19 protein-coding genes are annotated in these 21,242 nt (G+C 72.9%); 7 read left to right on the forward strand and 12 right to left on the reverse strand.

Annotated features, from left to right (window positions below):
* The first annotated feature begins 72 nt into the window (after positions 1-72).
* Positions 73-1,986, forward strand: coding sequence for a sensor histidine kinase (locus OP18_RS14870; protein ID WP_052386739.1), 1,914 nt, complete (start codon positions 73-75; stop codon positions 1,984-1,986).
* Between the two features lie 90 nt (positions 1,987-2,076).
* Here OP18_RS14870 and OP18_RS14875 read toward each other — a convergent pair whose 3' ends face one another.
* Positions 2,077-4,761 (reverse strand): RICIN domain-containing protein, encoded by a 2,685-nt coding sequence (locus tag OP18_RS14875; protein ID WP_052386740.1) that lies wholly within the window; start codon positions 4,759-4,761, stop codon positions 2,077-2,079.
* Positions 4,762-5,217: 456 nt separating this feature from the next.
* On the opposite strand from OP18_RS14875, the gene OP18_RS14880 reads away from it, so the two are divergent.
* On the forward strand, positions 5,218-5,613 hold the full coding sequence (locus tag OP18_RS14880) for a hypothetical protein (protein WP_033359469.1): 396 nt from the start codon (positions 5,218-5,220) through the stop codon (positions 5,611-5,613).
* On the opposite strand, the gene OP18_RS14885 is transcribed toward OP18_RS14880, so the two are convergent.
* The gene (locus OP18_RS14885) at positions 5,592-6,551 is read right to left on the reverse strand and encodes a DMT family transporter (RefSeq protein WP_081970788.1); all 960 of its coding nucleotides are present in this window, start codon (positions 6,549-6,551) and stop codon (positions 5,592-5,594) included. The two genes, OP18_RS14880 and OP18_RS14885, sit on opposite strands and share 22 nt — an antisense overlap.
* 73 nt (positions 6,552-6,624) lie before the next feature.
* Here OP18_RS14885 and OP18_RS14890 point away from each other — a divergent pair, with 73 nt between their 5' ends.
* Positions 6,625-7,557 (forward strand): LysR family transcriptional regulator, encoded by a 933-nt coding sequence (locus tag OP18_RS14890; protein WP_033359470.1) that lies wholly within the window; start codon positions 6,625-6,627, stop codon positions 7,555-7,557.
* A 46-nt stretch (positions 7,558-7,603) separates the two neighbouring features.
* Here OP18_RS14890 and OP18_RS14895 read toward each other — a convergent pair whose 3' ends face one another.
* From OP18_RS14895 to OP18_RS14915, 5 genes are read right to left on the reverse strand one after another with little or no spacing between them, the layout of a single operon-like run.
* On the reverse strand, positions 7,604-8,017 hold the full coding sequence (locus OP18_RS14895) for a hypothetical protein (protein WP_033359471.1): 414 nt from the start codon (positions 8,015-8,017) through the stop codon (positions 7,604-7,606).
* Positions 8,018-8,062: 45 nt separating this feature from the next.
* Positions 8,063-8,557: an EndoU domain-containing protein gene (locus OP18_RS14900; protein ID WP_081970763.1), complete on the reverse strand. Its 495-nt coding sequence runs from the start codon at positions 8,555-8,557 to the stop codon at positions 8,063-8,065.
* Entirely contained in the window at positions 8,550-9,047 is a 498-nt protein-coding gene (locus tag OP18_RS14905) for a WXG100-like domain-containing protein (protein ID WP_313900921.1), read from the reverse strand. Before OP18_RS14905 ends, OP18_RS14900 begins: the two co-directional genes overlap by 8 nt.
* Positions 9,044-9,379: a hypothetical protein gene (locus OP18_RS14910; RefSeq protein ID WP_033359474.1), complete on the reverse strand. Its 336-nt coding sequence runs from the start codon at positions 9,377-9,379 to the stop codon at positions 9,044-9,046. The genes OP18_RS14905 and OP18_RS14910 overlap by 4 nt, the downstream gene beginning before the upstream one ends.
* Before the next feature lie 4 nt (positions 9,380-9,383).
* Complete coding sequence (locus tag OP18_RS14915) at positions 9,384-10,283, reverse strand: YbaB/EbfC family nucleoid-associated protein (RefSeq protein WP_033359475.1); 900 nt, start codon at positions 10,281-10,283, stop codon at positions 9,384-9,386.
* A gap of 185 nt (positions 10,284-10,468) precedes the next feature.
* On the opposite strand from OP18_RS14915, the gene OP18_RS14920 reads away from it, so the two are divergent.
* The 4 genes from OP18_RS14920 to OP18_RS14935 all read left to right on the forward strand — a co-directional run bounded on the left by OP18_RS14920 (position 10,469) and on the right by OP18_RS14935 (position 15,992).
* The gene (locus OP18_RS14920) at positions 10,469-11,620 is read left to right on the forward strand and encodes an endonuclease (RefSeq protein ID WP_033359476.1); all 1,152 of its coding nucleotides are present in this window, start codon (positions 10,469-10,471) and stop codon (positions 11,618-11,620) included.
* Between the two features lie 146 nt (positions 11,621-11,766).
* On the forward strand, positions 11,767-12,507 hold the full coding sequence (locus OP18_RS14925; RefSeq protein WP_033359477.1) for an NUDIX hydrolase: 741 nt from the start codon (positions 11,767-11,769) through the stop codon (positions 12,505-12,507).
* The gene (locus tag OP18_RS14930; RefSeq protein WP_033359478.1) at positions 12,497-13,657 is read left to right on the forward strand and encodes a 5'-methylthioadenosine/S-adenosylhomocysteine nucleosidase family protein; all 1,161 of its coding nucleotides are present in this window, start codon (positions 12,497-12,499) and stop codon (positions 13,655-13,657) included. The genes OP18_RS14925 and OP18_RS14930 overlap by 11 nt, the downstream gene beginning before the upstream one ends.
* A 64-nt stretch (positions 13,658-13,721) precedes the next feature.
* Positions 13,722-15,992: a serine/threonine-protein kinase gene (locus tag OP18_RS14935; protein ID WP_033359479.1), complete on the forward strand. Its 2,271-nt coding sequence runs from the start codon at positions 13,722-13,724 to the stop codon at positions 15,990-15,992.
* Positions 15,993-16,022: 30 nt separating this feature from the next.
* Here the strand turns inward: OP18_RS14935 and OP18_RS14940 are convergent, their stop codons facing one another.
* The 5 genes from OP18_RS14940 to OP18_RS14960 are packed head-to-tail and all read right to left on the reverse strand — an operon-like array spanning position 16,023 to position 21,230.
* Positions 16,023-16,907 carry a DUF72 domain-containing protein gene (locus OP18_RS14940; RefSeq protein WP_033359480.1) on the reverse strand — a complete coding sequence of 295 codons (885 nt, stop codon included), beginning with the start codon at positions 16,905-16,907 and terminating at the stop codon, positions 16,023-16,025.
* 51 nt (positions 16,908-16,958) lie between these two features.
* Positions 16,959-17,438 carry a hypothetical protein gene (locus tag OP18_RS52505; protein ID WP_156089530.1) on the reverse strand — a complete coding sequence of 160 codons (480 nt, stop codon included), beginning with the start codon at positions 17,436-17,438 and terminating at the stop codon, positions 16,959-16,961.
* A gap of 29 nt (positions 17,439-17,467) precedes the next feature.
* Positions 17,468-18,520 (reverse strand): hypothetical protein, encoded by a 1,053-nt coding sequence (locus OP18_RS14950; RefSeq protein ID WP_033359481.1) that lies wholly within the window; start codon positions 18,518-18,520, stop codon positions 17,468-17,470.
* The gene (locus OP18_RS14955; RefSeq protein ID WP_033359482.1) at positions 18,517-20,193 is read right to left on the reverse strand and encodes a hypothetical protein; all 1,677 of its coding nucleotides are present in this window, start codon (positions 20,191-20,193) and stop codon (positions 18,517-18,519) included. Before OP18_RS14955 ends, OP18_RS14950 begins: the two co-directional genes overlap by 4 nt.
* Positions 20,190-21,230 (reverse strand): TRAFAC clade GTPase domain-containing protein, encoded by a 1,041-nt coding sequence (locus OP18_RS14960; protein WP_033359483.1) that lies wholly within the window; start codon positions 21,228-21,230, stop codon positions 20,190-20,192. Before OP18_RS14960 ends, OP18_RS14955 begins: the two co-directional genes overlap by 4 nt.
* Between the last annotated feature and the right edge of the window lie 12 nt (positions 21,231-21,242).

Genomic DNA, 21,242 nt, shown 5'->3' on the forward strand with positions numbered 1-21,242 from the left:
GGACGTGTGCATGCCGGACGGATGCGGACACGGCCCAGTCCCGATCCACGACCCCGCCGACCGGGAAGGCGCATGACGGTGACGAAGGGTGTCCAGCACCGGCTCATCACATTGTTGCTGCCGGAGAAGCCGCCGCCGCTCTTCGTCGGCGTCATCGTCGCCGTGGTGGTCGTCGCCGTCGAGACGGTGGGCCTGGCGCTGCTGCACGCCGCTGATCCGCAGCGACCGCCGATCGCCGTCATCTACATCCTCGGCGTGGTGGCGTTGACGGCCGTGTGGGGCGCCCGGCTCGGCATCGGCGTCGCGCTGGCCAGCACGCTGGTGTTCAACTTCATCTACATCTCGCCGCTCGGGCTGCACCTGAGCACGTCGCAGGATCTCCAGCGGGCCGTGACCTTCGGGCTCGTGGCGCTGGCCAGCGGTGGGCTGGCCGACGTCGCCCGGACGCGTGCGGCGGAGGCACGGCAGCGGGCGGCGGAGGGAGACTTTGCCTCCGAGTTCGCCCGCCGCGTCCTCGCCGAGGACGAGCTGGCCTCCGGGCTCCGGGCCGGATCGCGGTGTCTCGCGGCCTGGCTGGGCCTGTCCCCCGTGGCGATCGAGATTGGCGCCGCGCCGGGCGAGGCGAAGATCGCCGGCGCGACCGTGCTCGAACTCGCCGGCAAGGGGCGCGGCCGGGTGCGGCTCGTCGTCCCGGACACCACCCCGCCGGAGACACTGGAACGCCTCCGCGACCGGCTGGGCCCCGTGCTGGACGAGATCGTCCACATCGCCGTCGACCGCCACGAGCTCATCGGCACCCTGCGCGCCAGCCAGCAGGCCACCCAGGCGCTGCTGGCCGAGCAGGCGGCGCTGCGGCGGGTGGCCACGTTGGTCGCCACCGGCAGCCCGCCCCGGGAGGTGTTCGCGGCGGTGACGGCCGAGCTGCACCGCTTGTTCCAAGGCTTCCACACGGCGCTGATGCGGTACGAGCCGGACCGCACCGTCACAGCGGTCTCCGAGCGCGACACCGGCGGGCGGCTGATGCCCGATCACCCGAGCCTGCCGATCACGGGGGAGAACATCGCCGGCATGATCCTGCGGACCCGCCGCACGGCGCAGATCGACTACGACACCGCCACCGGGCCGATCGCCGAGCGGCTGCGGGCCCGCGGGGTCCGACGGGGTCTCGGCGTGCCGATCGTGGTCGACGGCGAGCTCTGGGGGATCATGCTCGTGCTGTCCGTCAGGCCGGAGCCGGTGCCCGCCGACGCTGAGCAGCGCCTCGGCGACTTCACCGAGCTCGTCGCCGCCGCCATCGCCAGCACCGAGAACCGCGCCCGCCTCATCGCGTCCCGCGGCCGTCTCGTCGCCGCCGCCGACGACGCGCGGCGCCGCATCGAACGCGACCTGCACGACGGGCCGCAGCAGCGCATCGTCGCGCTCGCCCTGCGGCTGCGCATGGCGCAGGACTCGGTGCTGGACGACCCGGCGGCGGCGGGGCGCCTGCTGTCCGAGACCGTGCGGAACCTCACCGAGATCCACGAGTGCATGACCGACCTCGCCCGCGGCATCCACCCGGCCCTGCTCACCCAGGGCGGGATCTGCCCGATGCTGCGCACGCTGGTGCGGCGCAGCACCGTGCCGGTCGACCTGCGGCTGCAGGTCGACCGCCGGCTGCCCGAGCGGGTGGAGGTGGCCGTGTACTACGTGGTCTCGGAGGCGCTGACCAACATCGCCAAGCACGCGCACGCGTCGACCGCCAGCGTGACGGTCGGCGCGGACGAGCGGCGGGTCTGGCTGTCGGTGCGCGACGACGGTGTGGGCGGGGCCAGGCTGGACGGCGGCACGGGCCTGGTCGGCCTGCGCGACCGTGTCGAGGCGCTGGGCGGCCGGCTCAGCGTCGTCAGCCCGCCGGCGCACGGCACGACGCTGACCGCGGAGATCGCGCTCGCCGAGCCGGACCCCTGCGCCGCCGTCGCGCCGTTCCCGATGGTCCGGGCCGGCTGACGCGCCGGCCGCGCGACGGCGGCGGCGGGGGACCGGCGGTGCGATGGCGCCCGGGGGCCGGCGCGGACACCGGCCCCCGGGCGCGCCCGGTCAGCTGCGCAGGCTCCACCGCTGGTTCGTGCCGCCGTTGCACGACCAGAGGATGAGCTTCGTGCCGTTCGCGGTGGCGGCACCGTTGGCGTCGAGGCACAGCCCCGACTGGACGTTGGTGATGGTGCCGTTGGAGTTGACGTTCCACTGCTGGTTGGCGGCGCCGTGGCAGTCCCAGACGATGACCTGGGTGCCGTTCGTGGTGCCGGCGCCGGACGCGTCCAGGCACCGGGTGCCGGACATGGTCAGCTGCTTGCCGCTGGTGTACGTCCACCGCTGGTTCGTCCCGCCGGAGCAGTCCCACAGCTGGACCTGCGTGCCGTTGGCGGCCGAGCCGGGCACGTCGGCGCAGCGGCCGGACTGGGCGCCGACGATCTGCACGTTCTGCTGGCTGCTGCCGCCGCCGGCCTGCTGCCGCACCAGCGAGGCGGACTCGGCGGACCGGTTGCCCTGCGCGTCGAGGACGTAGAGGCGGTAGTCGCCCGCGGTCGCCGGCACGGCGATGGACGTGGCGGTGCCGGTCGCCCGGGTCATCGTCGCTCCGGCGGTGAACGTGGTGGTGCCGGAGGGCGCCAGCCAGATCGTCTTCGACGCGTCGCCGGTACTGCGCACCGGCACGGTCGCCGTCGTGCTGTTGACCCACGTGCTCGCCGGCAGGACGTAGTCCGGCGTCACCGCTGCCAGGTCGCGGTACGCGTCCTCCAGCCCGGAGCCCGCGGCGATGGCGTACGCGGCGGCCGGCCACACGTAGTCGGAGGAGACGATGATGTCCTGGATCGTGCTGTTGGGCAGGTTCTTGTTCGACACCTTGTTGATGGGGCCGTACGTCTGCGTGATGCTCAGGTCGTGCTTGCGTCCGAAGTCGTCGGAGTTGATGAGCCACGTGACGTTCTTGTCGACGCTGAGCACGTTGTCGCGGAAGGTGATGTACGCCGATCCCTCGTCCGGGTGCAGCCCGTACTTGTGGCCGGACGGGACGCCCTGCAGGTAGTTGTTCGTGACCGTGGTGCCCGGCTGGGCGCCGAGGGTGTAGATGGGCGCGGTGTCGCTGAGGCGCTGCACCGTGTCGATGATGTGGTTGTAGCTGATCGTGTTGTTGCGCGCCGTCGTCGTCGGCCGGTTCGGCGCGATCGAGCCCGATGAGCCGTCGAAGTTCCACCACCCCCAGCCGAGGGTGATGCCCGCCCACGGCGCCTTCTCGATCCGGTTGTGCTGGACGGTCAGGGTGTCGGTGAAGTAGGCGGAGATGGGGCTGTGCCCGTTGAACAGCACGGCGCTGTCGTACAGGTAGTTGTTCTTGATGTCGATGTTCTTCGTGAGCCCTTCGACCTGCGGGGAGTACTTCTCGCGGTTGGTCGAGGTGCCGTCGCCGATGTACACGTGCTGCGGGTGGCCGATGTCGATGGCGCTGCCGGCGATGTCGTTGGTGACGTTGCCGATGAGCTGCGAGCCCTGCACGTCGTTGACCATGCTGATGCCGTCGGCGCCGGTGTGCTGGATCCGGTTGCGCTGCAACAGGATCCCGTCGGCGTTCTGGATCTGGACCATGGCCGGGGTGACGTCGACGTTGCGGTAGTAGTACGCGTGGAAGTTCTGCCGCGCGTACGCGGTCGCGCCGAGGTTGCCCTGCTGCGCCTGCTTGAACGAGGAGCCGGCGACGTTGAACAGGTTCCAGTCGGAGTGCTGCACCGTCAGACCCGAGAACGTGATGTTGCGCGCGTGGCTGCTCGTCGACGTGCCGGCCACGCGCAGCGCGGTGGTCACGCCGTTCGGGGCGACGACCGCCGCGGTCGACATGTTCTCGCTGCTCGCCTTGTAGTAGTAGACCGTCTTGGCGGCCCGGTCGAAGTAGAACTCGCCGGGGCTGTCCAGGAACTCGTAGGCGTTCATGAGCTTGTGCGAGCCGCCGATCTGGGCGTTGCCGTTGAACGCGCCCTGGGCGATGGCGGCGCCGGGCTGCTGGAACAGCGCGACCCGGTTGGCGCCGTCGGAACTGGTCGTCACCTGGCGGACGCTGACGACGGCGGTGGTCCAGGTCGTGCCCGTCTCGATCTCCAGGTCGTCCTGGTTGCGGGAGACGGCCGGCAGGTCCGACAGGCTGTACTTGGCGCCGTCGCACTGCGACCCGGACTCCCACGCCCAGGCGGCCTGCCCGGCGGTGACGGTGTACGTGCCGTAGCAGCCCGCGGAGTTGATCGTCTTGGACGCCATGAACGCCCGCTTGCCGTTGACGTACAGCGCGCGCAGCTTGGTGGACCGGTCCAGCGGCGCCTTCCAGATGTTGCCGCTGTGCTGGGTCCAGCCGGTGACCGGGACACCGGCGTCGAGGACCGGCGTCTCGTTCTGGTACGCGGCGTAGACGACCCGGTTGCCGTTGGTCCCGCTGTCACCGGGGCCGAACTCGACGGTGCTGCTCACCGGGTAGGTGCCGCCGCGCAGGTACACGATGATGTCGCCGGTCATGTTCGCGTTCATGGTGCGCACGACGTCCCGCGCGCGCTGCAGGGTCCGCAGCGGCGCGGAGATCGTGCCGGCGGCGGCGTCGTCACCGGTGGGGGCGACGTACAGGGTCGCCTGGGTGGCGCCGGCGGCCGGCGCCTGCGTGGCGACCGTGACCGTCGCCGCGGCGCAGACGAGCACCGCGGCTGCCGTCAGCAACCGTCGCGGGGGTGAGGCTGCGTTCACCTACTGCTCCTTTCGCTCGCCACGGAACCGGTGCCGGCGTCGTGTGGTCAGGGACGCGGTGCGCGGGCGTGGCGGCGGACCCCGGGCACCAATCGACACCCTTACATGGCGGGACAGCATACATCATACGAATCATGTTTAGGGATGCCTCGGTGCCGGGCCCGCGGCCGGCGTCACCGGCGGGGATCCGGTGGTCGAGGGTGGCGCCGCCGGACCACGCCGTCGCAACGCCGCCGCCGCCGCGATCGAGTTGAATGTCCATTATGGACGTGCGGGCGGCACGCGCCGGCTCCTACTCCACGTTCGACCTGTCGGCGTACGCCGGTCTCAGCGTCACCTCGGCGGCCGTGCGGGTGCCGGAGCTCTTCGTCGCCGACTGCGCCAGGCCGTCCGGCGTCGCGCTGTACGAGTACCGGGTCGCGTCCGACGCGCCGACGATCGAGGACCACGACCCCGATGCGGCGGCTGGTGAACGAGTCCGGCGGCGGATCCGACCTGCACGTCGCCGGCCGGAGCGCCGACGGCACCAGGTCCGAGAAGAGCTCGGCCGTCGTCAACCCGCGCGGCGCGCCGATCGTCACGTCCGAGCAGTGCCCGATCGGTGGCCCGCTCGGCGCGGCCGCCGGCACCCCCGGGGTGTTCGTGGTGACGTCATACGTGCCGGGGGTGGTGTCGTACTCGTACCGGATCGACAACGGCCCGAAGGTGGTCGCGCCCACCGACGCCGCCGGCAACGTCGTCATCACCTACACGCCGGCCACCCCGGGCCCGCACGCGGTCACCATCGGCTTCGGTCTCCTGGCCGACGGGGTCGGGGTCGGCGGAGGTGTCTACACCTGCGTCGCGGGCTGAGGGGCCGGTGCCGCGCCGTCCCGGTGGCCCGGCGGTGCCACCGGGGCGGCCACCGGGACGGCCGCGGTGCGGCGCAGCTGCAGCACCGCGGCCGAGGCCAGGACGAGCAGGCCGCCGGCGAGCTGCACCGGGGTGAGCGACTCGTGCAGCGTCAGCGCGGCCAGGGCGGTGGTGACGACCGGCTCGAAGGTGGACAGGATCGCGGCGGTCGACGGGCCGGTGCGGCGCAGTCCGGCGAAGAAGGTCAGGGTCGCGGCGACCGTGGAGACCACCGCGATGCACGCCAGCCACAGCCAGGCGCGCGGGCCGGCGCCGGGGCCGGGGCCGCCGGTGATGAGGGCGTGGCCGGTCAGGGTGACCGCGGCGCCCGCCATGACCAGGGCCGACAGCAGGACCGGTGGCAGCCGGTGCACGACGGTGTCGGCGACGAGGATGTACCCGGTGTACGTCGCCGCGGCGCCGAACCCGAGGACGGCGCCGAGCGGGTCGAAGTCGGCGCCGCCGGTGCCGAGCAGGACCAGCAGCGTGCCGGCGGAGGCGGCGGTGAGCGCCGCGGCGCGGGCCCGGGTCAGCCGGTCCCGGCGCAGCAGCACGGCGGCGACGGTGACCAGCAGCGGGTACGTGTACAGGATGAGCGACAGCGGCGAGGCGTCCATCCGCCGCAGGGCGGCGAAGTACAGGCCGGCCTGGGTGGCGTAGCCGACGGCGCCGAGGCCGAGCCCGGTGAGGACCAGCCCGGGCGTGAGCCGGACCGGGCCGTCCGCGGTGCGCCGCAGGCCCGGGCGCAGCAGCAGCAGCGCGCCCAGGATCGCGGCGGCGAGGGCGAAGCGGACGAGCAGCAGCGTCGCCGGGGTGACGCCGGCGGCGTACGCGAACTTGCCGAAGATCGGCAGTGCGCCGAAGCAGGCGGCCGACAGCAGGCACAGTGCGGGACCCATGCCGTTCAGCATCGGTGGGCGTACCCGTCGAATCCAGCGACGATTCTTGGAGCTGACCGGTTAGATTTTGTGCATGGTCACGCTGGATCTGCGCCGGCTGCGGCTGCTGCGCGAGGTGGAGGAGCGCGGCACCCTCGGCGCGGTCGCCGTCGCGCTCGGCTACAGCCCGTCATCGGTGTCGCAGCAGCTCAGCGTCCTGGAGCGGGAGACCGGCACGCGGCTGCTGGAGAAGGCCGGGCGCGGGGTGCGGCTCACCGACGCCGGGCGGCTGCTCGCCGCGCACGCCCGGGTCCTGCTGGCGGCGGCCGAGGCGGCCACGGCGGACCTCGCCGCGCTGGGCGGCACGGTGCGCGGCACGGTCCGCGCCGGCGGCCTGCAGTCGGCGGCGCGGCGGCTGCTGGTCCCCGCGGTCGCCCGCATGGCGGCCGGGCACCCGCAGGTGCGCACCGAGATCTCCGAGGTGGAGCTCGAACAGGCGCTGCCGGGGCTGCGGCTCGGCGCGGTCGACCTGGTGGTCAGCGACGAGTACGACGGCCATCCGCGGCCCCGGCCGGCCGGGCTGCGGTTCGAGGTCCTGCTGGAGGAGCCGGTGCGGGTGGTCCTGCCGGCCGGGCACCGTCTCGCCGCGCCCGGCGGGCCGGTCGCCCTGGCCGCGCTGCGGCACGACGTGTGGGTCGCCTCCGACGTCGGTACGGGCCACCACGACATGGTCGTCGGCAACTGCCGGTTGGTCGGCGGCTACGAGCCGGACGTCCGGCACCGCTCCAACGACGCCGACGTCCAGCTCGGCCTGGTGCGGGCGGCCGCGGCGGTCGCCCTGCTGCCGGCCCTGGTGCTGCCGGCGGACCCGGCGGCGGACCCGGCGGTGGCGGTCCGCGACGTCGCCGAGGGCCGGTTCGGCCGCCGGCTGGTCGTGGTGCGCCGCGACGGGCCGCTGCCGCCGGCCGTCGCCGCCTTCCTCGCCGTGGTGCGGGACCTCGCCGGCGACCTGGCCCGCACCCTGTGAACCGGTCCGGCGGCGGCCGCCGGTGCCGTCAGGGGTGGGGCGGGTGTCAGCTCAGGCCGAGCTCGGCGCGGTGCGGGTAGGCGCGGCCGGACTCGGCCTCCCAGCGGGCGACGGCGTCCTGCTTCTGCGCCGCGGACGGGGCGAGGAAGTCCAGGTACTGCAGGATCGCCGCGCGGGCCTCGTCGAACGTGTACGTGGCCGAGTCGCCGTCGTCCTCGAGGTCGGCGACCAGCACCCCGTCGGGGGTGGCCTGGAACAGCGCGGAGTTGCCCTCGTACTCCTCGACCGGCGACTGGCCGGTGCGCACCCGGTCGATCTTGTCGAGCAGCTGCAGCAGGTCAGGCGCGTAGTTGATGATGTCGCTGATCAGCTGGCCGGCGAGCAGGTTGAAGTGGCCGGTGTCGGTCTTGGCGGACGGTGCGCCGTACTGGTCGCGGCTGAAGGTGATCCGGTCGCGCATGCGTGCACCCGTCTGCGTCAAAGGTTCAGGAGACTCGTTGATCGGCTAGTTGATCGGCCAGGCCGAGTTCCACGACGTGGTCGTCGGGAAGTTATCGTAGCTGCCCTCGATGACCAGCCCGTCGGACTGCCCGCGCCAGCGCCGCGGGTTCGTCGGGTGCGGCGTACGGTTCGCGAAGGCGTCCTTGATCGCGTTCTCGACGCGCTGGGGGTGCCAGTTGTCGGGGAAGAACGTGCTCGAGCCGTCCTTCGGGTGCCAGGTGCCGTCGGCGGCCTGCACGTCGACCCGGGCCCGGTACGTGCCGGACGGGTTGCGCTCCAGGATGAGCTCCATCCCGTCGGCGTCGCGGCGCACCCGGGCACCCGGCGGGTTCCAGCCGTTGTGCCGGTGGTGGTAGCCGGAGCCGCGCAGCCCGTGCGGCTTGCGCACCACGTGGCCGCGGAAGACGTGCTGGTACCGGGGGTGCCGCAGCCGCGCCCGCAGCCACTTCTCGACCGGCTGGAACACGCCGCTGCGGCCCCCGCCGCGCCGTCTAACCACCCAGCACCGCGTTCAGCGCGAGGTCGATGAGCTGGTCGATGACGACCTGCGTGAGCAGCTTGAAGATCGGTATCTCCAGCAGCGACGCGCCGAACGTGGCGACGGCGGTCGCGATGGCCTGCGCGATCTCGATCGCGAGCAGGACCAGCTGGACGATCACGTTGATCTTCAAGGCGAGCACGATGCCGGCGCAGATCATCAGGCCGGCGCCGATGAGGTGCGCCGCGGTCGCGCCGTCCTCCAGGTTGGCCCGCGCCGAGTCCCCCTGCTGCCACGACGCGCGGAACGCCTCGACGGCGCTGTCGTGGTTGGCGGTCCACACCCGCTGCGCGGCGGCGTCGGCGTCGGCGAGGCCGCTGGTGACCCGGTCCGGGAACGCCATCCACGCCCCGGCCATCTCGAACAGCTTCGTCTCGTCGGCCTCCGGCCAGCTGTAGCCGAGCATGGCCAGCAGCGAGACCAGCTCACCGGGCAGCTGCAGCCCCATCATCCACCCCCGAGCGCCTGCTTGTAGGAGTTGAGGTCGGTGCGGTTGCCGGTCTCCGTCTCCACGTAGTTCTCACCCATCCGGCGGGTCAGGGCGCCGATCTGCCCGATCTCGTCGGTGTTGCCGGTGTACGTCTCGAACGCGAGGTCGCTGATCACGCCGTACACCATCCCGATGAGCGACCCGACGTCGTCGGTGCCCCACGGCTCGCCGTACGCCGCGAGCTCACCCTGGAACGCGGTGATCTCACGCTGGATCACCTGTGCGGCGGTGAGGATCCCGTCACCGGAGCGCATGATCCCTTCCGGGTCGATCTCGACACGGTCCGACGACATCGGCTCACGGCTCCCTGATCCTCGACATGATGCCCGTCAGCGCCGCGGTGAGCTGCGTCATCTGGGTCACGCTGGCCTGGCGCACGTCCTCGACCCGGCGGCGCAGGTCGGCCAGGTCCGCGGCGGCCCGCGCCGCCCCGTCCGCCTCGGCGCCGGCGAGGGCGGCGTTGACCGCGGTGACGGTGTGCGCGGCCAGCTCGACCGACGGCAGCCGCATCGCCCACGGCCCGAACGTGAGCCCGGTGACCGTGCCGCCGGCGTCCACCAGGGCCGAGACGTGCCCCTCGTCGTCCGCGCCGCGCGCCGTGCGGGCGTCCGCGTCGCCGCTGCCCGTGTCGCCGGGACCTGCCGCGCCGGTGCCCGCGTCGCTGGTGCCCGCCGCGCCGGTGCCCGCCGCGCCGGTGGCCCGGGCGGCGCGCAGGGTGCCGGCGAGGGCGGCGAGGAGCTGGTCCAGGCCCTGCCCGCCGGTGTCGCCGCCGAGGCCGGTGCGGTCGCCGACCTTGGCGATGGTCCGGTCGAGGGCGGTCTGGATCTCGTACATGGCGCGCTCGCCCTGGTCGCGGACCTGCTCGACGCTCGCCTCCAGCGCCGCGAGGGACGGCACGCCGGCCTCGGCGCCGGTCGGCACCGGGACCCGCGACCGCCGCAGCGCCTGGTTGGCCGCCTCGGTGAGCAGCGCGCCGACCTCCTCGCCGGTGCGGCGCATGACCTGCGGCGCCAGGGTGACGCTGCGCAGCCGCCCGCCGTCGGCGACGACCTCGACCGCGCCGTCCCCGGCGTGTCCGGTCGCCTCCCGCCCCGTGCCGACCGCCGGTGCGGTGGCGTCCCGGCGCCCGGCGACCGCGCGCACCTCGGCGAGCTGCCGCTTCGCGTCGTCGATCCGCTGCGCGTATTCGTCCGCCATGCCCACCGCCTCTCGTACGCCCGCCGAAAACCCTAACAAGAGCGGCCAATACCGGCCGTCCCGCGCGCTGTGACGGTGGCGACGCGGGGCATCGTCCGGCCGGGATGATGCGGCTGGTATGGGTCAGCGGGCCGAGGTCATGATGGATATTGACCGCAGCGGATGTGTGCGGAGGTGGGGCGACCATGAGCGGAACCCGGCGGATCGCGGTGGCCGTGGCGCTGACCCTGGCCGCGGCCGGCGCCGTGGTCGTGGCGGCCTCGACGGCGGCGGTGGCGGCGGACCTGTCGGTGGCGCAGGCGGTCGCGGCGCAGGACGGGCGGTCCGCGTCGGTGGTCGGCTACGTCGTCGGGCAGCCGACCGCGACCAGCACCGTGCTGCGGTCCGGCTTCACCGGCGACACCGCGCTCGCGCTCGCCGACACCGCGGGCGAGACCGGCGCCACGCGGATGCTGTACGTGCAGATCACCGCCGCGTACCGGGCCTCGTTCGGGCTGCAGTCGAACCCGTCGCTGATGGGTCGCCGGCTGGTCGTGGCGGGGCAGCTGACGGCGTACTTCTCCCATGCCGGGCTGAAGTCGCCGACCGCGATGAGCCTCGCCGGCGCGACGCCGACGCCGACGGTGACGCCGACCGCGTCCGGGCCGGTCGAGCCCTACTACGCCGCGGCGGCCGGCAAGACCGGCCCGGCGCTGCGCGCGGCGCTGCACGGCATCATCAAGGTGCAGACCACCATCTCGTACGACCAGGTGTGGGACGCCCTCAAGGACACCGACCAGGACCCGGGCAACAGCGCCAACGTGATCCTGCTGTACTCGGGGCGGTCGCAGAGCAAGTCCACCAACGGCGGCGGCGCCGACGACTGGAACCGCGAACACGTGTGGGCCAAGTCCCACGGCGACTTCGGCACCGCGACCGGCCCCGGCACCGACGTGCACCACCTGCGCCCCGAGGACGTGTCGGTCAACGCCGTGCGCGGCAACAAGGACTTCGACACCGGCGGGTCCGCGGTCGGCGAGGCCCCCGGCTGCCTCACCGACAGCGACTCCTTCGAGCCGCGCGCCGCCGTCAAGGGCGATGTCGCCCGCATGCTCATGTACATGGCGATCCGCTACGAGGGCGACGACGGCTGGCCCGACCTGGAGCTCAACGACCTGGTCGGCAACGGCACCGCCCCGCGCATCGGCCGGCTGTCGGTGCTGCTGCAGTGGCACCGGCAGGACCCGCCGGACGCCTTCGAACGCCGCCGCAACGAGCGGATCTACGCCGCCTGGCAGCACAACCGCAACCCGTTCATCGACCACCCGGAATGGGCGGCGGCGATCTGGGGCTCCTGAACCCGGCGACCGGTAACGGAGGGCCGCGACCGGTTCGAACTGGTGTGTGGGCATTCGGATGGTACGCGCGCAATAGCCTGATAGTCCGCTTGCACGACTGACGAAACTCCATTTACTGTCAGAGTGACAATAGCTACGGTGCATGCATGGAAGTCGATGACTGGCATGCGCCGAGAGTGCTCCTCACCGTCGATCTGGTGATCCTGACCCTTCGCGGGCCCCACCTTCACGTACTGCTGGTGCGGCGCGGGGTCGAGCCGCACCGCGGCGAGATGGCGCTCCCCGGGGGCTTCCTCAGGGACGCGGAGGAGACCATCGCGGAGGCGGCGCATCGTGAGCTGGCTGAGGAGGCCGGGCTCGACGCCGCGTCGCTGCACCTGGAGCGGTCCGGCGTCTATGACGATCCGGGTCGCGACCCCCGGGACCGGGTGGTCTCCGTGGCCTACCTCGCCATCGCACCGCGACTGCCGGAGCCGGTGGCCGGCACCGACGCGGCCGGCGCGTGCTGGACGCCGGTCGACGACGTCCTCACCGGCCACGTGAAACTCGCCTTCGACCACCGACGGATCGTCGAGGACGGCGTCGAACGGGCCCGGGCCAAGCTGGAGCGCTCGTCGCTGGCGACCGCGTTCTGCGGCGAGACGTTCACCATCTCCGATTTACAGCAGGTGTACGAGGCCGTATGGGGGATCCGGCTCGATCCCCGCAACTTCTACCGAAAGGTGCAGCAGGTGCAGGACTTCATCATCGCGGCCGGACCGCTGCGCAGGACGGAGCACGGACGGCCCGCCCGGCTCTTCCGGGCCGGACCGGGCAGGACGCTGCATCCGCCGATGCTCCGCCCGGCCGCCCTGGTGACCGAGGAGGGAGCCGACGATGGACGGTAGTCCGGTCGTGGTGCTCACCGCGCTGAACCTCGAGTACCAGGCGATCCGGGACCAGCTCGTCCGCACGCACGTGCACCGGCACCGGGCCGGCACCCGGTTCGAGGTCGGCACGCTGGCGGGTGGCCGGTGCAGGATCGCGCTCGCGCTGGTGGGCAAGGGCAACAACCCCGCGGCGGTGCTGGCGGAGCGGGCGATGGCGGAGTTCGATCCGCAGGCGGTGCTCTTCGTCGGCGTCGCCGGATCGCTGTGGCCGGGCATCGCCCTGGGCGACGTCGTCGTCGCGACGCATGTCTACGCGTACCACGGGGGCACGAGCGAGGACGACGGGCTCAAGGCGCGCCCGAGGGTCTGGGAGGTGCCGCACGAGCCCGACCAGATCGCCCGGCACCTCGCCAGGGACGGCGGCTGGGCGCGCCGTCTGCCGCCGACCGTCCCCGTGCCGCCCGTCCACTTCGGACCGATCGCCGCGGGTGAGGTGGTCCAGGACTCGGCGGTCGCCGCACACGCCGTCTGGGTCAGGCAGCACTACAACGACGCCCTGGCCATCGAGATGGAGGCGGCGGGCGTCGCGCAGGCCGGCCACCTCAACAGGTCGCTGCCGGTGGTCGTGGTGCGGGGCATCAGCGACATGGCCGATGGGACGAAGACGGCGACGGACGGGGTGAACTGGCAGCCCCGCGCGGTCGCGAACGCCGCCGCGTTCGCCGTGGCGCTCGCCGAGCAACTGTCCGCGGAACGTCGTGCCGATCAGCGGGTCAGCGTCGAAGCGAACCGGAGGAGTGCAGGAATGGGTCCCACGTTCAACAACACCGCCAAGGACAACGCGCGGGTCGGCATGCAGGTCGGCGTGGTCGAGGGCGACGTGCACGCGTCACCGGCGGCCGCCGGTGCGATCGAGCTGTCCGTCCAGCTCGCGGATCTGCGTGCCGCCGTCGAGCGGGCGCGGGAGCACGGACGGCTGGACGAGGACACGTACGCCGCCGCCCGGGCGGAGCTCGACGTCGCCACGGAGGCGGCCGACGCGCCGGCGCCGCAGCGCAGGGCGCCGCTGCTGATGGCGCTCAGAAGGCTCGGCGGTCTGGTCGGTGACCTCGCCGATCTCGCGGCGAAGGTGGCCGCCGTCGTCGCCGTGGTGAAGGGCATGTCATGACGGGCCGGCACCCGGACGGGGCCACCGCGCGGCCCACCGTGTCAGTGACGCAAGGAGGTGGGCGATGAGTCCGGACCGGGCCCCCGCGGCGCCCGCCCAGCCCGGCGGCCAGACCGTCTACAACAATGTCGCGCAGGGCGAGACCCAGGTCGCCGTGCAGGTCGGGGTGATGCACGGCGACGTGCACAACCTGTACCAGATCGCCGGGGACACCCTGGCCGAGAAGTTCCGGGTCGGCTGCAACTACCTGAAGGGCAACGCGCAGCAGCGGGCGGAGCAGCTGATCGGTGAGGCCTTCGTGCACGGCCACGAAAGCGCCGAGGTGGCGTACTTCTGGGCGCTCGCCGTCCTCAGCGGCCGGTCGTTCGACCACCTGGACCAGAAGGACTTCGGACATCTGGGCATGGCGTTCCGGTACGCGGACGCGGCGTCCCCCGAGCAGTGGAGGCGCGCACTCGCGGTCGTCTCCCGCCTCATGCACTGCCTCGCGGAGCAGGACAGCAAGGGCGAGGCCGATCCTGACCAGTTCGCCGAGGTGATGGCCGACTTCGACCGCCTGCCGGCGTCGCGGCGGGAGGAGATCAGCCGCCACCTGGAAATGATCCTCGACGGTGGCATGCAGGACCACCTCGACGCCCGATACGCCCGGGAGCTCGGCGTCCAGCGGCTGGACGGTCAGCGCAAGTACCGAGCCTGGAAGTTCTTCGAACCCGACCCGGTGCCACCGTTGCGCCGGCAGCCGCCACCGGCCAAGGTCTCCCCGGCCGCCTGGACAGCGGTCGTCGTCGGCGGCGTGTTGGTCGCCACCGCATTCGCGCTGCTCCTGCCGGTGCTGGTCCGCAGCGGGCGGCCGGCGGTCGTGATGCTGCCGGTGGTCGGCGGTATCGGTGTCCTCGTCGCGCTACGGCAACGATGGGAGCAGCTGGCCCGGCAGCGCCGGCTCGAGGCCAGACTGGCGGCGCGTCAGCCGCTGCCGGACGAGTCCTGGATCAGCGGACCGGACGAGCGTTCGTTCTCCGCCGAGGTGAAGAAGCTGGTCAACGCGGAGTTCCGCTACTACCGGCCGCGGCTGGACCAGCCCGCGGCCAAGCGCTGGGACGCCGAGTCGGCACCCGTGAAGCACGCGTTGTGCCGCGAGATCATCGACGTCTACGAGGACGGTGGCGAGCTGGACCCGGCGAAGTGGCTGGTGCGCTGGCACACCCGGGAGTTCGTCCGGCAGTGGTACAACGGCGCCCCCGCCGACCAGAAGCCCAGCGCCGACGCGCCGCCGCTCGCGTCCGCGGCCATCGCACTCGGGGTGCTCGCGGCGCTCGCCGGCCTGGGCGGCGCGTACGTCATCGCGTTCCCGGTCAGCTGGACCGTGACGCTCTGGGCTGTCCCGGCGCTGCTGGTCGGCTGCATCCCGCTGGCCGTCGGCGGCACGGCGGTCTACCTCGAGTACCGCCGCCACGCCGACGACGTGGCCGAGGCGGCCGAGCGGTTCGACGAGCAGACGGCCGCCTACGACCGCATGCGGGTGGTCCTCGCCGACCGCCCCAGCGACAGCGAGATGGCGCAGTGGCTGGACCGGGACAAGGCGCACGTGCGGATGCTGGCGATGCGGCACTACCGGCTGAGCAACCGTGAGGTGTTCGCACACACCGTGCTGTGCGAGCCGGGTGGGTGGAACCCGCGGCGTTCCCGGGTCGTGCACGGCCCGCCGAGGTACTCCACCTATCGGGTCCTGGTCTTCCTGCTCACCGGCAGTGGCGTGCGCCAGTTCAGTGTGCTCGTCGACTTCGCCACCGGGACCGTGAGCAACGAGAACCGGTTCACCTTCAGGTACGACGCGATCGCGTCCGCCGGGGTCACGCAGCGCAGCGTGCGCATCGACAACCTCCGCCCCTCGGCCAGGACCTCAGCGCTGGACGCCGGCGACGCCGCCGACCTGCGGCGAAACGCCGACCTCAACCGGGGCGAGCTGGTGTTCGCCCGCTCCTTCCGGCTGGCGTTGGTGAACAACGACCTGTTCAACGTCCATGTCGAGAACTTCGACGAAGGTCTCGTGGACCGGGTCCGGGAGGATCCACGGACCCTGCTCGACCTGGCCCTGGACTCCGCAGGCATCACCGCCGCGCTGCACATCCTCGAGGCCGTCGCCGCCGAGGGCAAGGACTGGATCGCCCGGGAGCTGCGGCGCCGGTCGCGGCGGTTCGACACGTACCAGGAGAACCTGGGACCGCGCACCCCGCCGCACCGCGACAGCACCGCGAACGGCCGCCGGTCCTCCTACCTCGGCCGGACGGTCCCGGCGCAGACCACCGGCTCGTCCCTGCCGGCGCCGGCTGGGTGACGGGGGACGATGCGGCGTTCGTGAACGGCGTCACCGGCCCGGCTCGGGGGCTTCGAGGAGCTCGGCGAGCCGGGCCGCGTCGCGCTGGGAGCTGTCGGCGCAGCAGGTGTTGAACAGCACGTGGGTCTCGGTGGTGCGGGTGGCCAGGGTGCGCACGTCGCCCGCCCAGGCGGCCAGTTCGCGCTCCGAGTACCGGTAGGCGAACTTCTCGTCGATGTCGGAGCTGGTCCAGTTGTCGCTGCGGCCGTGGAAGCGGACCACGGCGAGGTCGGACGTGGCCTCGACGACCGGCGGGACCGACGAGCGGTGGCCCTGCGGCATGTCGACGACGACGTACGGCAGGTCGTGCGCGCGCAGGAAGTCCAGCGTCTCGCGGTGCCGGTCGCCGGCGAACCACGACACGTGCCGGAACTCCACGGCGACCCGCAGCGGCCGGCAGCGCGCCGCCACGGCGAGCAGGGTCTGCCGGGCCCGCTCGCCGGCGGTGAACCACGGCGGGAACTGGAAGAGCAGCACGCCGAGCTTGCCCGCCCGTACCAGCGGATCCAGGGCGGCGAGGTAGCGGCTCCACACCTCGTCGAGCACGTGCGGCGGCAGGTCCGCGGGGTAGAGCCGCGGCTTGCCGCCGTCCGGGCGCAGGTCCTTCGGCAGCGCGCCGGCCCGCACCGGGTGCCCGGTGAGCAGGCCGAACGCCTTGACGTTGAACGTGAAGCCCGGCGGGGTCCGCTGCGCCCACAGCAGCGTGGTGCGTTCGGCCGGCAGCGCGTAGTAGGTGGCGTCGACCTCCACGATCGGGAACCGGGTGGCGTAGTACGCGAGGCGGCGTTCGGGGGTGTTCGCGTCCGGCGGGTACCAGCCGGACTCCAGCAGCGACCGGTGCGTCCACGAGGCGGTGCCCACCTTGATCTCGCCCATGCATGCATGGCGTCCCCGCCGGAGCGGCCGGTAAACCACCGGCAGCGGCCGTCAGTTCAGCAGGAAGACCTTGAGCTCGAAGTCATCGCCCTGGCCACCCCAGTAGCCGAAGCCGACGGCGGATCTGAAGACGTCCGAGCGCTGGCGGAGCAGGTCCAGCCCTTTCGTGCCGGTGGTGACGCCGCGGTCCGGGTCGGTGTCCGTGGCGAACACGAGCACGAAACCGACCTTGCGCGCCTGTAGGTCGCGCTGTCGCATCTCGGCCTCGACCAGGGTGACGAACTGGTCGAGCGCGCCGCCACCGGCGCGCAGCGCGGCCGGGGAGACCGGGATCGTGAACGTCAGGAACTCGGGGTCCAGCCCGGCCGGTCGGGTCGGCGAGGGGGGCGGCGCGGACGGCGGGGCCGACGAGCCGGCGGAGCTCGACGCGGTCGGGCCCGGCTCCGGTGCCGTCGAGCCCTTCGCGGGCAGCACGGCGAGCGCGGTCACCAGCAGCAGCAGGAACAGGTCGGCGAACAGCCAGCCCGCCATCATCGTCAGGTTGGGTCGTGCTCGGCGCCTCACAGGTGCGGCCCGCCCGTCGGGGACACCTCGATGTCCTCGGTGTCGATGCGCTCGACGATGAAGGCGAGCCGCAGGATGAGCTCGTTGAACTGCGCCGCCCGCTCGTTGAGGCCCTTGAGCGACTCGCCGAGCAGCTCGGTCGACTTGCCGACCTCCGCCGCGAGCTTGTGGTGGGTGTGCGCCTCCTGCCTGGACAGCGTGCGCTCGGTCTCCAGCGCGGCCAGCAGGCGGCTGGTCTCCGTGCCGATGTTCTGCGCCATGCCGGACAGCGCCTTCTGGGTGCTGCGCAGCTCCTTGACCACCTCCTGGGTGCTCTGCAGCCGGGTGCCGAGGGTGCGCAGTTCGTTCGCGGCCGCGGTCCACTGCTCGAACATCTCGCGCAGCTTGCTGCCGGGGCTGGTGTTGACCGCGGCGGTGATGTCGGCGCTGGTCCTGCGCAGCGCGGTCTGCAGCGCCTGGGCGCTGGTGGTGATGCTGGCGCCGATGGCCGCGAGGTCGACCCGGGACACGTCGGGCGCGCCGGCGAGCAGCGAGCGGGCGAGCAGCATGCGTGCCTCGGCGAGCAGCGCGGCGAGCCGTTGCTGCCGGTCCTGGACGGCCGCCTCGTACCGGCCGCGGGCGACGTGCGCCGCGACCGTGAGCAGGATGACCGCGAGCACCACGGTGGCGACGACGACCGCGGAGCCCGACAGCGGGTCGGTCCGCTCGCCGAAGCCCTGCTGCCACGCCAGCAGGAAGTTCTCCGTGCCGTCGTAGCGGCGGTAGGCCTGCAGCGCCTGGGCGAGCTTCCACCAGGTGTAGATGACCGGGACGAAGATGAGGACGTCGCGGGCCAGTTCGAGGACGCTGACGACGTGCCGCAACGTGCCGGTGTGCTCGGGCAGCACGACCGGTGGCGGGTAGACCGCCGCGAGGTCCATGCCGACCAGGTCGGAGCAGTCGGCACGTTTGAGCAGCGTCGCCAGGTGCCGGACGGCCCGCTCGCCCGGGGAGGAGCCGGGTGCGAGCTGGGTGAGATCCGCGGAGACCTGCAGCAGGGTTCGGGTCACGTCGGGTTCCCGTCGTTGACTGTGCGTCGGCGGTGCAGGGCCATGACGAAGCGCTGCCACCAGGTTGCTCTCGGTTCTGACGGACCGTCCGGCTCCGCGCCCCCCGGCTCGCGCAGCTGGTGGCCGGCGTAGAAGGCGAGCCGCACCTGGCGCAGGATCACCGCCCGGGCGGCCGGGTCGGTGACGACACCGTCCAGCGCGTGCAGCAACGCCGGGTCACCGCCGGCGCTCAGGGCGTCGACCGTCCCGGCCGTCAGCATGCCCTTCGGCAGGGCACTGAGCAGCGTCGCGAGCAGCAGTGAGCGGCCGTGTGCGGTGTCGGCGAACTGCCGCACGGCGAAGGCCAGCATGCCCCGGTCGAGCAGTGCCCGGACCTCCTCCGGTGACGCGGTGCGGATCCGCACGCAGAGGACCGAGAACACCGCCAGGGCGCTGCCGGGGTCGGCTGCGGCCTGCTCGTCGGTCCAGCGGACGAGCTCCGCGAAGGGCAGCTCCGCTGCCGCCGCCTCCAGCAGCCGGCGTCGCGCGTCGGGCCCGAGCAGCGTCCGGGTCAGCCGGGCGAGCTGGTCGAACGGCACCGGCAGGTGCTCGGCCACCAGATCCTCCGGCAGCGGTGAGATCTCGCTCAGCCGTTCCAGCAGCACCGGGTCCGGCACGGCGTGGAACTGCCGGGCCAGTGCCTGCCGCACCAGCACGGTCAGCGCGGCCGGGGGCAGCCGCGCGTCGATGGCGCCTGCCAGGTCCTCGGCCGGTGCCGCCTGGGCGGCGTCGGCGACGCGTTGCAGGGCACGCGGGTCGGTGAGGCGGTGCAGCTGGTCGTCGCGCAACCCGGGCAGCCGGGTCAGGTCGGCCAGGACGCCGGGTGCGAACTGTGCGCCCTGCGCCCACCGGTGGACCTCCTCGACGGAGACCGGCGGCCGGGCGGGCCGCACGCGGGCCAGGGCCCGGGTGCCGTCGGCGACGTACGCGTCGGCGACGGCGGTGGTGAACGCGAACACGTACCGGTCCGCGGGGACGCCGGCGGGGCTGAGCCGGCGCCGGGTCGGGACGTTCGCCGTGGACGGTGCGCGGCGCAGGAACACGGCGGCGGGCAGCCGCTCCGACGCGTCGTCCGCCTCGTCGGTGGCGAAGGTCGTCGGCCGGCCGACGAGGTCACCGAGCGCGCAGACCACCGACAGCGGGTCGGGTTCGCCGATCATCGTGTAGCTCGCCGCCGGTGCGCTCAGGTAGTGGGCGAACAGCGCCGCGAGCCAGTCGGCCGGCAGCTGGCGGGCGTGTGCGCGCAGGGTCCGCAACCGCGCGCGGATGACGCCGTCGAGATCGGACAGGTGCAGCACCCGCAGCGCGGGCTCGTCCCAGCCGTCCCAACCGGTGAGCCCGAGCGCTTCCCGTCCCCGCAGCGCCGGGCACAGCAGGATGTGGGCGAAGGAGTTCGGACGGCCGTCGGCGGCCGGGGTCGTGTACTTGCGGACCATGACGCCGCCGTCGGGGTGCGACAGGTACGTGTACCCCGGCTCCGGGCCCGCCGCCCACACGTGGTCGCGCAGGAAGCCGTCCAGGCCGGGGAGGCGCTCGAGGGGGACCGTCGCGTCGACCGGGCCCATGCCGCGGGTCCCGAGCAGCGACGACTCTGACCAGCCGTAGCGGATCTGGTGGATGGGCGCGTCTCTCATCCGGGTGTCCCGACGCCGGAGGCCGGCCGCAGCAGGCGCTCCTCGAGGATGCCGGTCATCGCGAACACCGACAGCAGCGGTTTGAGCACCCGGCACTGCCGGAAGGCGCCCGGGAACCGGTCGTCCACGGCCGGACAGTTGGTGGCCGAGGCGAAGTGCAGGGTGCTGCGGAAACACTCCTGCGCCGGGCGCAGCCAGGAATTCGCGCCACGGTGGGCGAGGTAGGCATAGACGTCCTCACTTTCCCGTTCGACGGTGCCGAGGTCGACCTCCTCCTCACCGCTGCCGCGGGCGAGCCAGTCGCTGGCGAGCTGGTCCTCGAACCTGATCAGGTCCGCCTTCGCGACGATGACGGCCGCCGCGACCGGGTGGAGCGCGCCGGGCACGTCGGGACGGGGCCGGGACGCGAGCCGGTGCAGGGCGACCTCGAAGCTCCGGTCACCGAGCGTGCCCGCCCGGCCCGGACGCGGCAGCGCCTCCGGGTCGACGATGAACATCAGGGCGTCCGCCGAGGCATAGAAGCGGACCTCGCCGTCGTCGGGCCGCTCCAGTCGTTCGCCGGCGATGTCGAAGAACGTCAGCGCGAAGGACCGGCCGGCCGCGTTGGTGACCTTGAGCGCGTCACAGAACGCCATCGGCGTGTTGGCCGCGGTGCCCCGCAGGCGTCGCCGGTGGGTGACCAGCGGGGTGACCGACTCGGCCATGTAGCGCTGGTGGATGCGCAGGTCGAGCGGGCCGACCCGCAGGCCGAGCGCTCGGATGGCGGCGTCGTTGGAGCACAGCCGCGAGATCATAGCGGCCAGCAGGTGGGTCTTGCCGGCCGCGGAATGCCCGATCATGCCGATGCTGACCGGGGTGTAGTCGGCGTAGTCGAACGGCAGGAGATGGGTGCCGGGCCGCTGCGGGTCGCCGCAGGGCCGGTAGGCCATGCCGAGCAGGTCCCGCCAGGTGGCCTCGCTCGCGCGCGGGTCACGTTCCAGCGGCACCGGCACACCGTCGTCGCCGATACGGTACGGCGGGGTCGTGTCCCAGTCCATCCGCCGGTCGCA

Origin of the sequence: Dactylosporangium aurantiacum (assembly GCF_000716715.1) — a bacterium.
GTDB classification, from domain to species: Bacteria; Actinomycetota; Actinomycetes; order Mycobacteriales; family Micromonosporaceae; genus Dactylosporangium; species Dactylosporangium aurantiacum.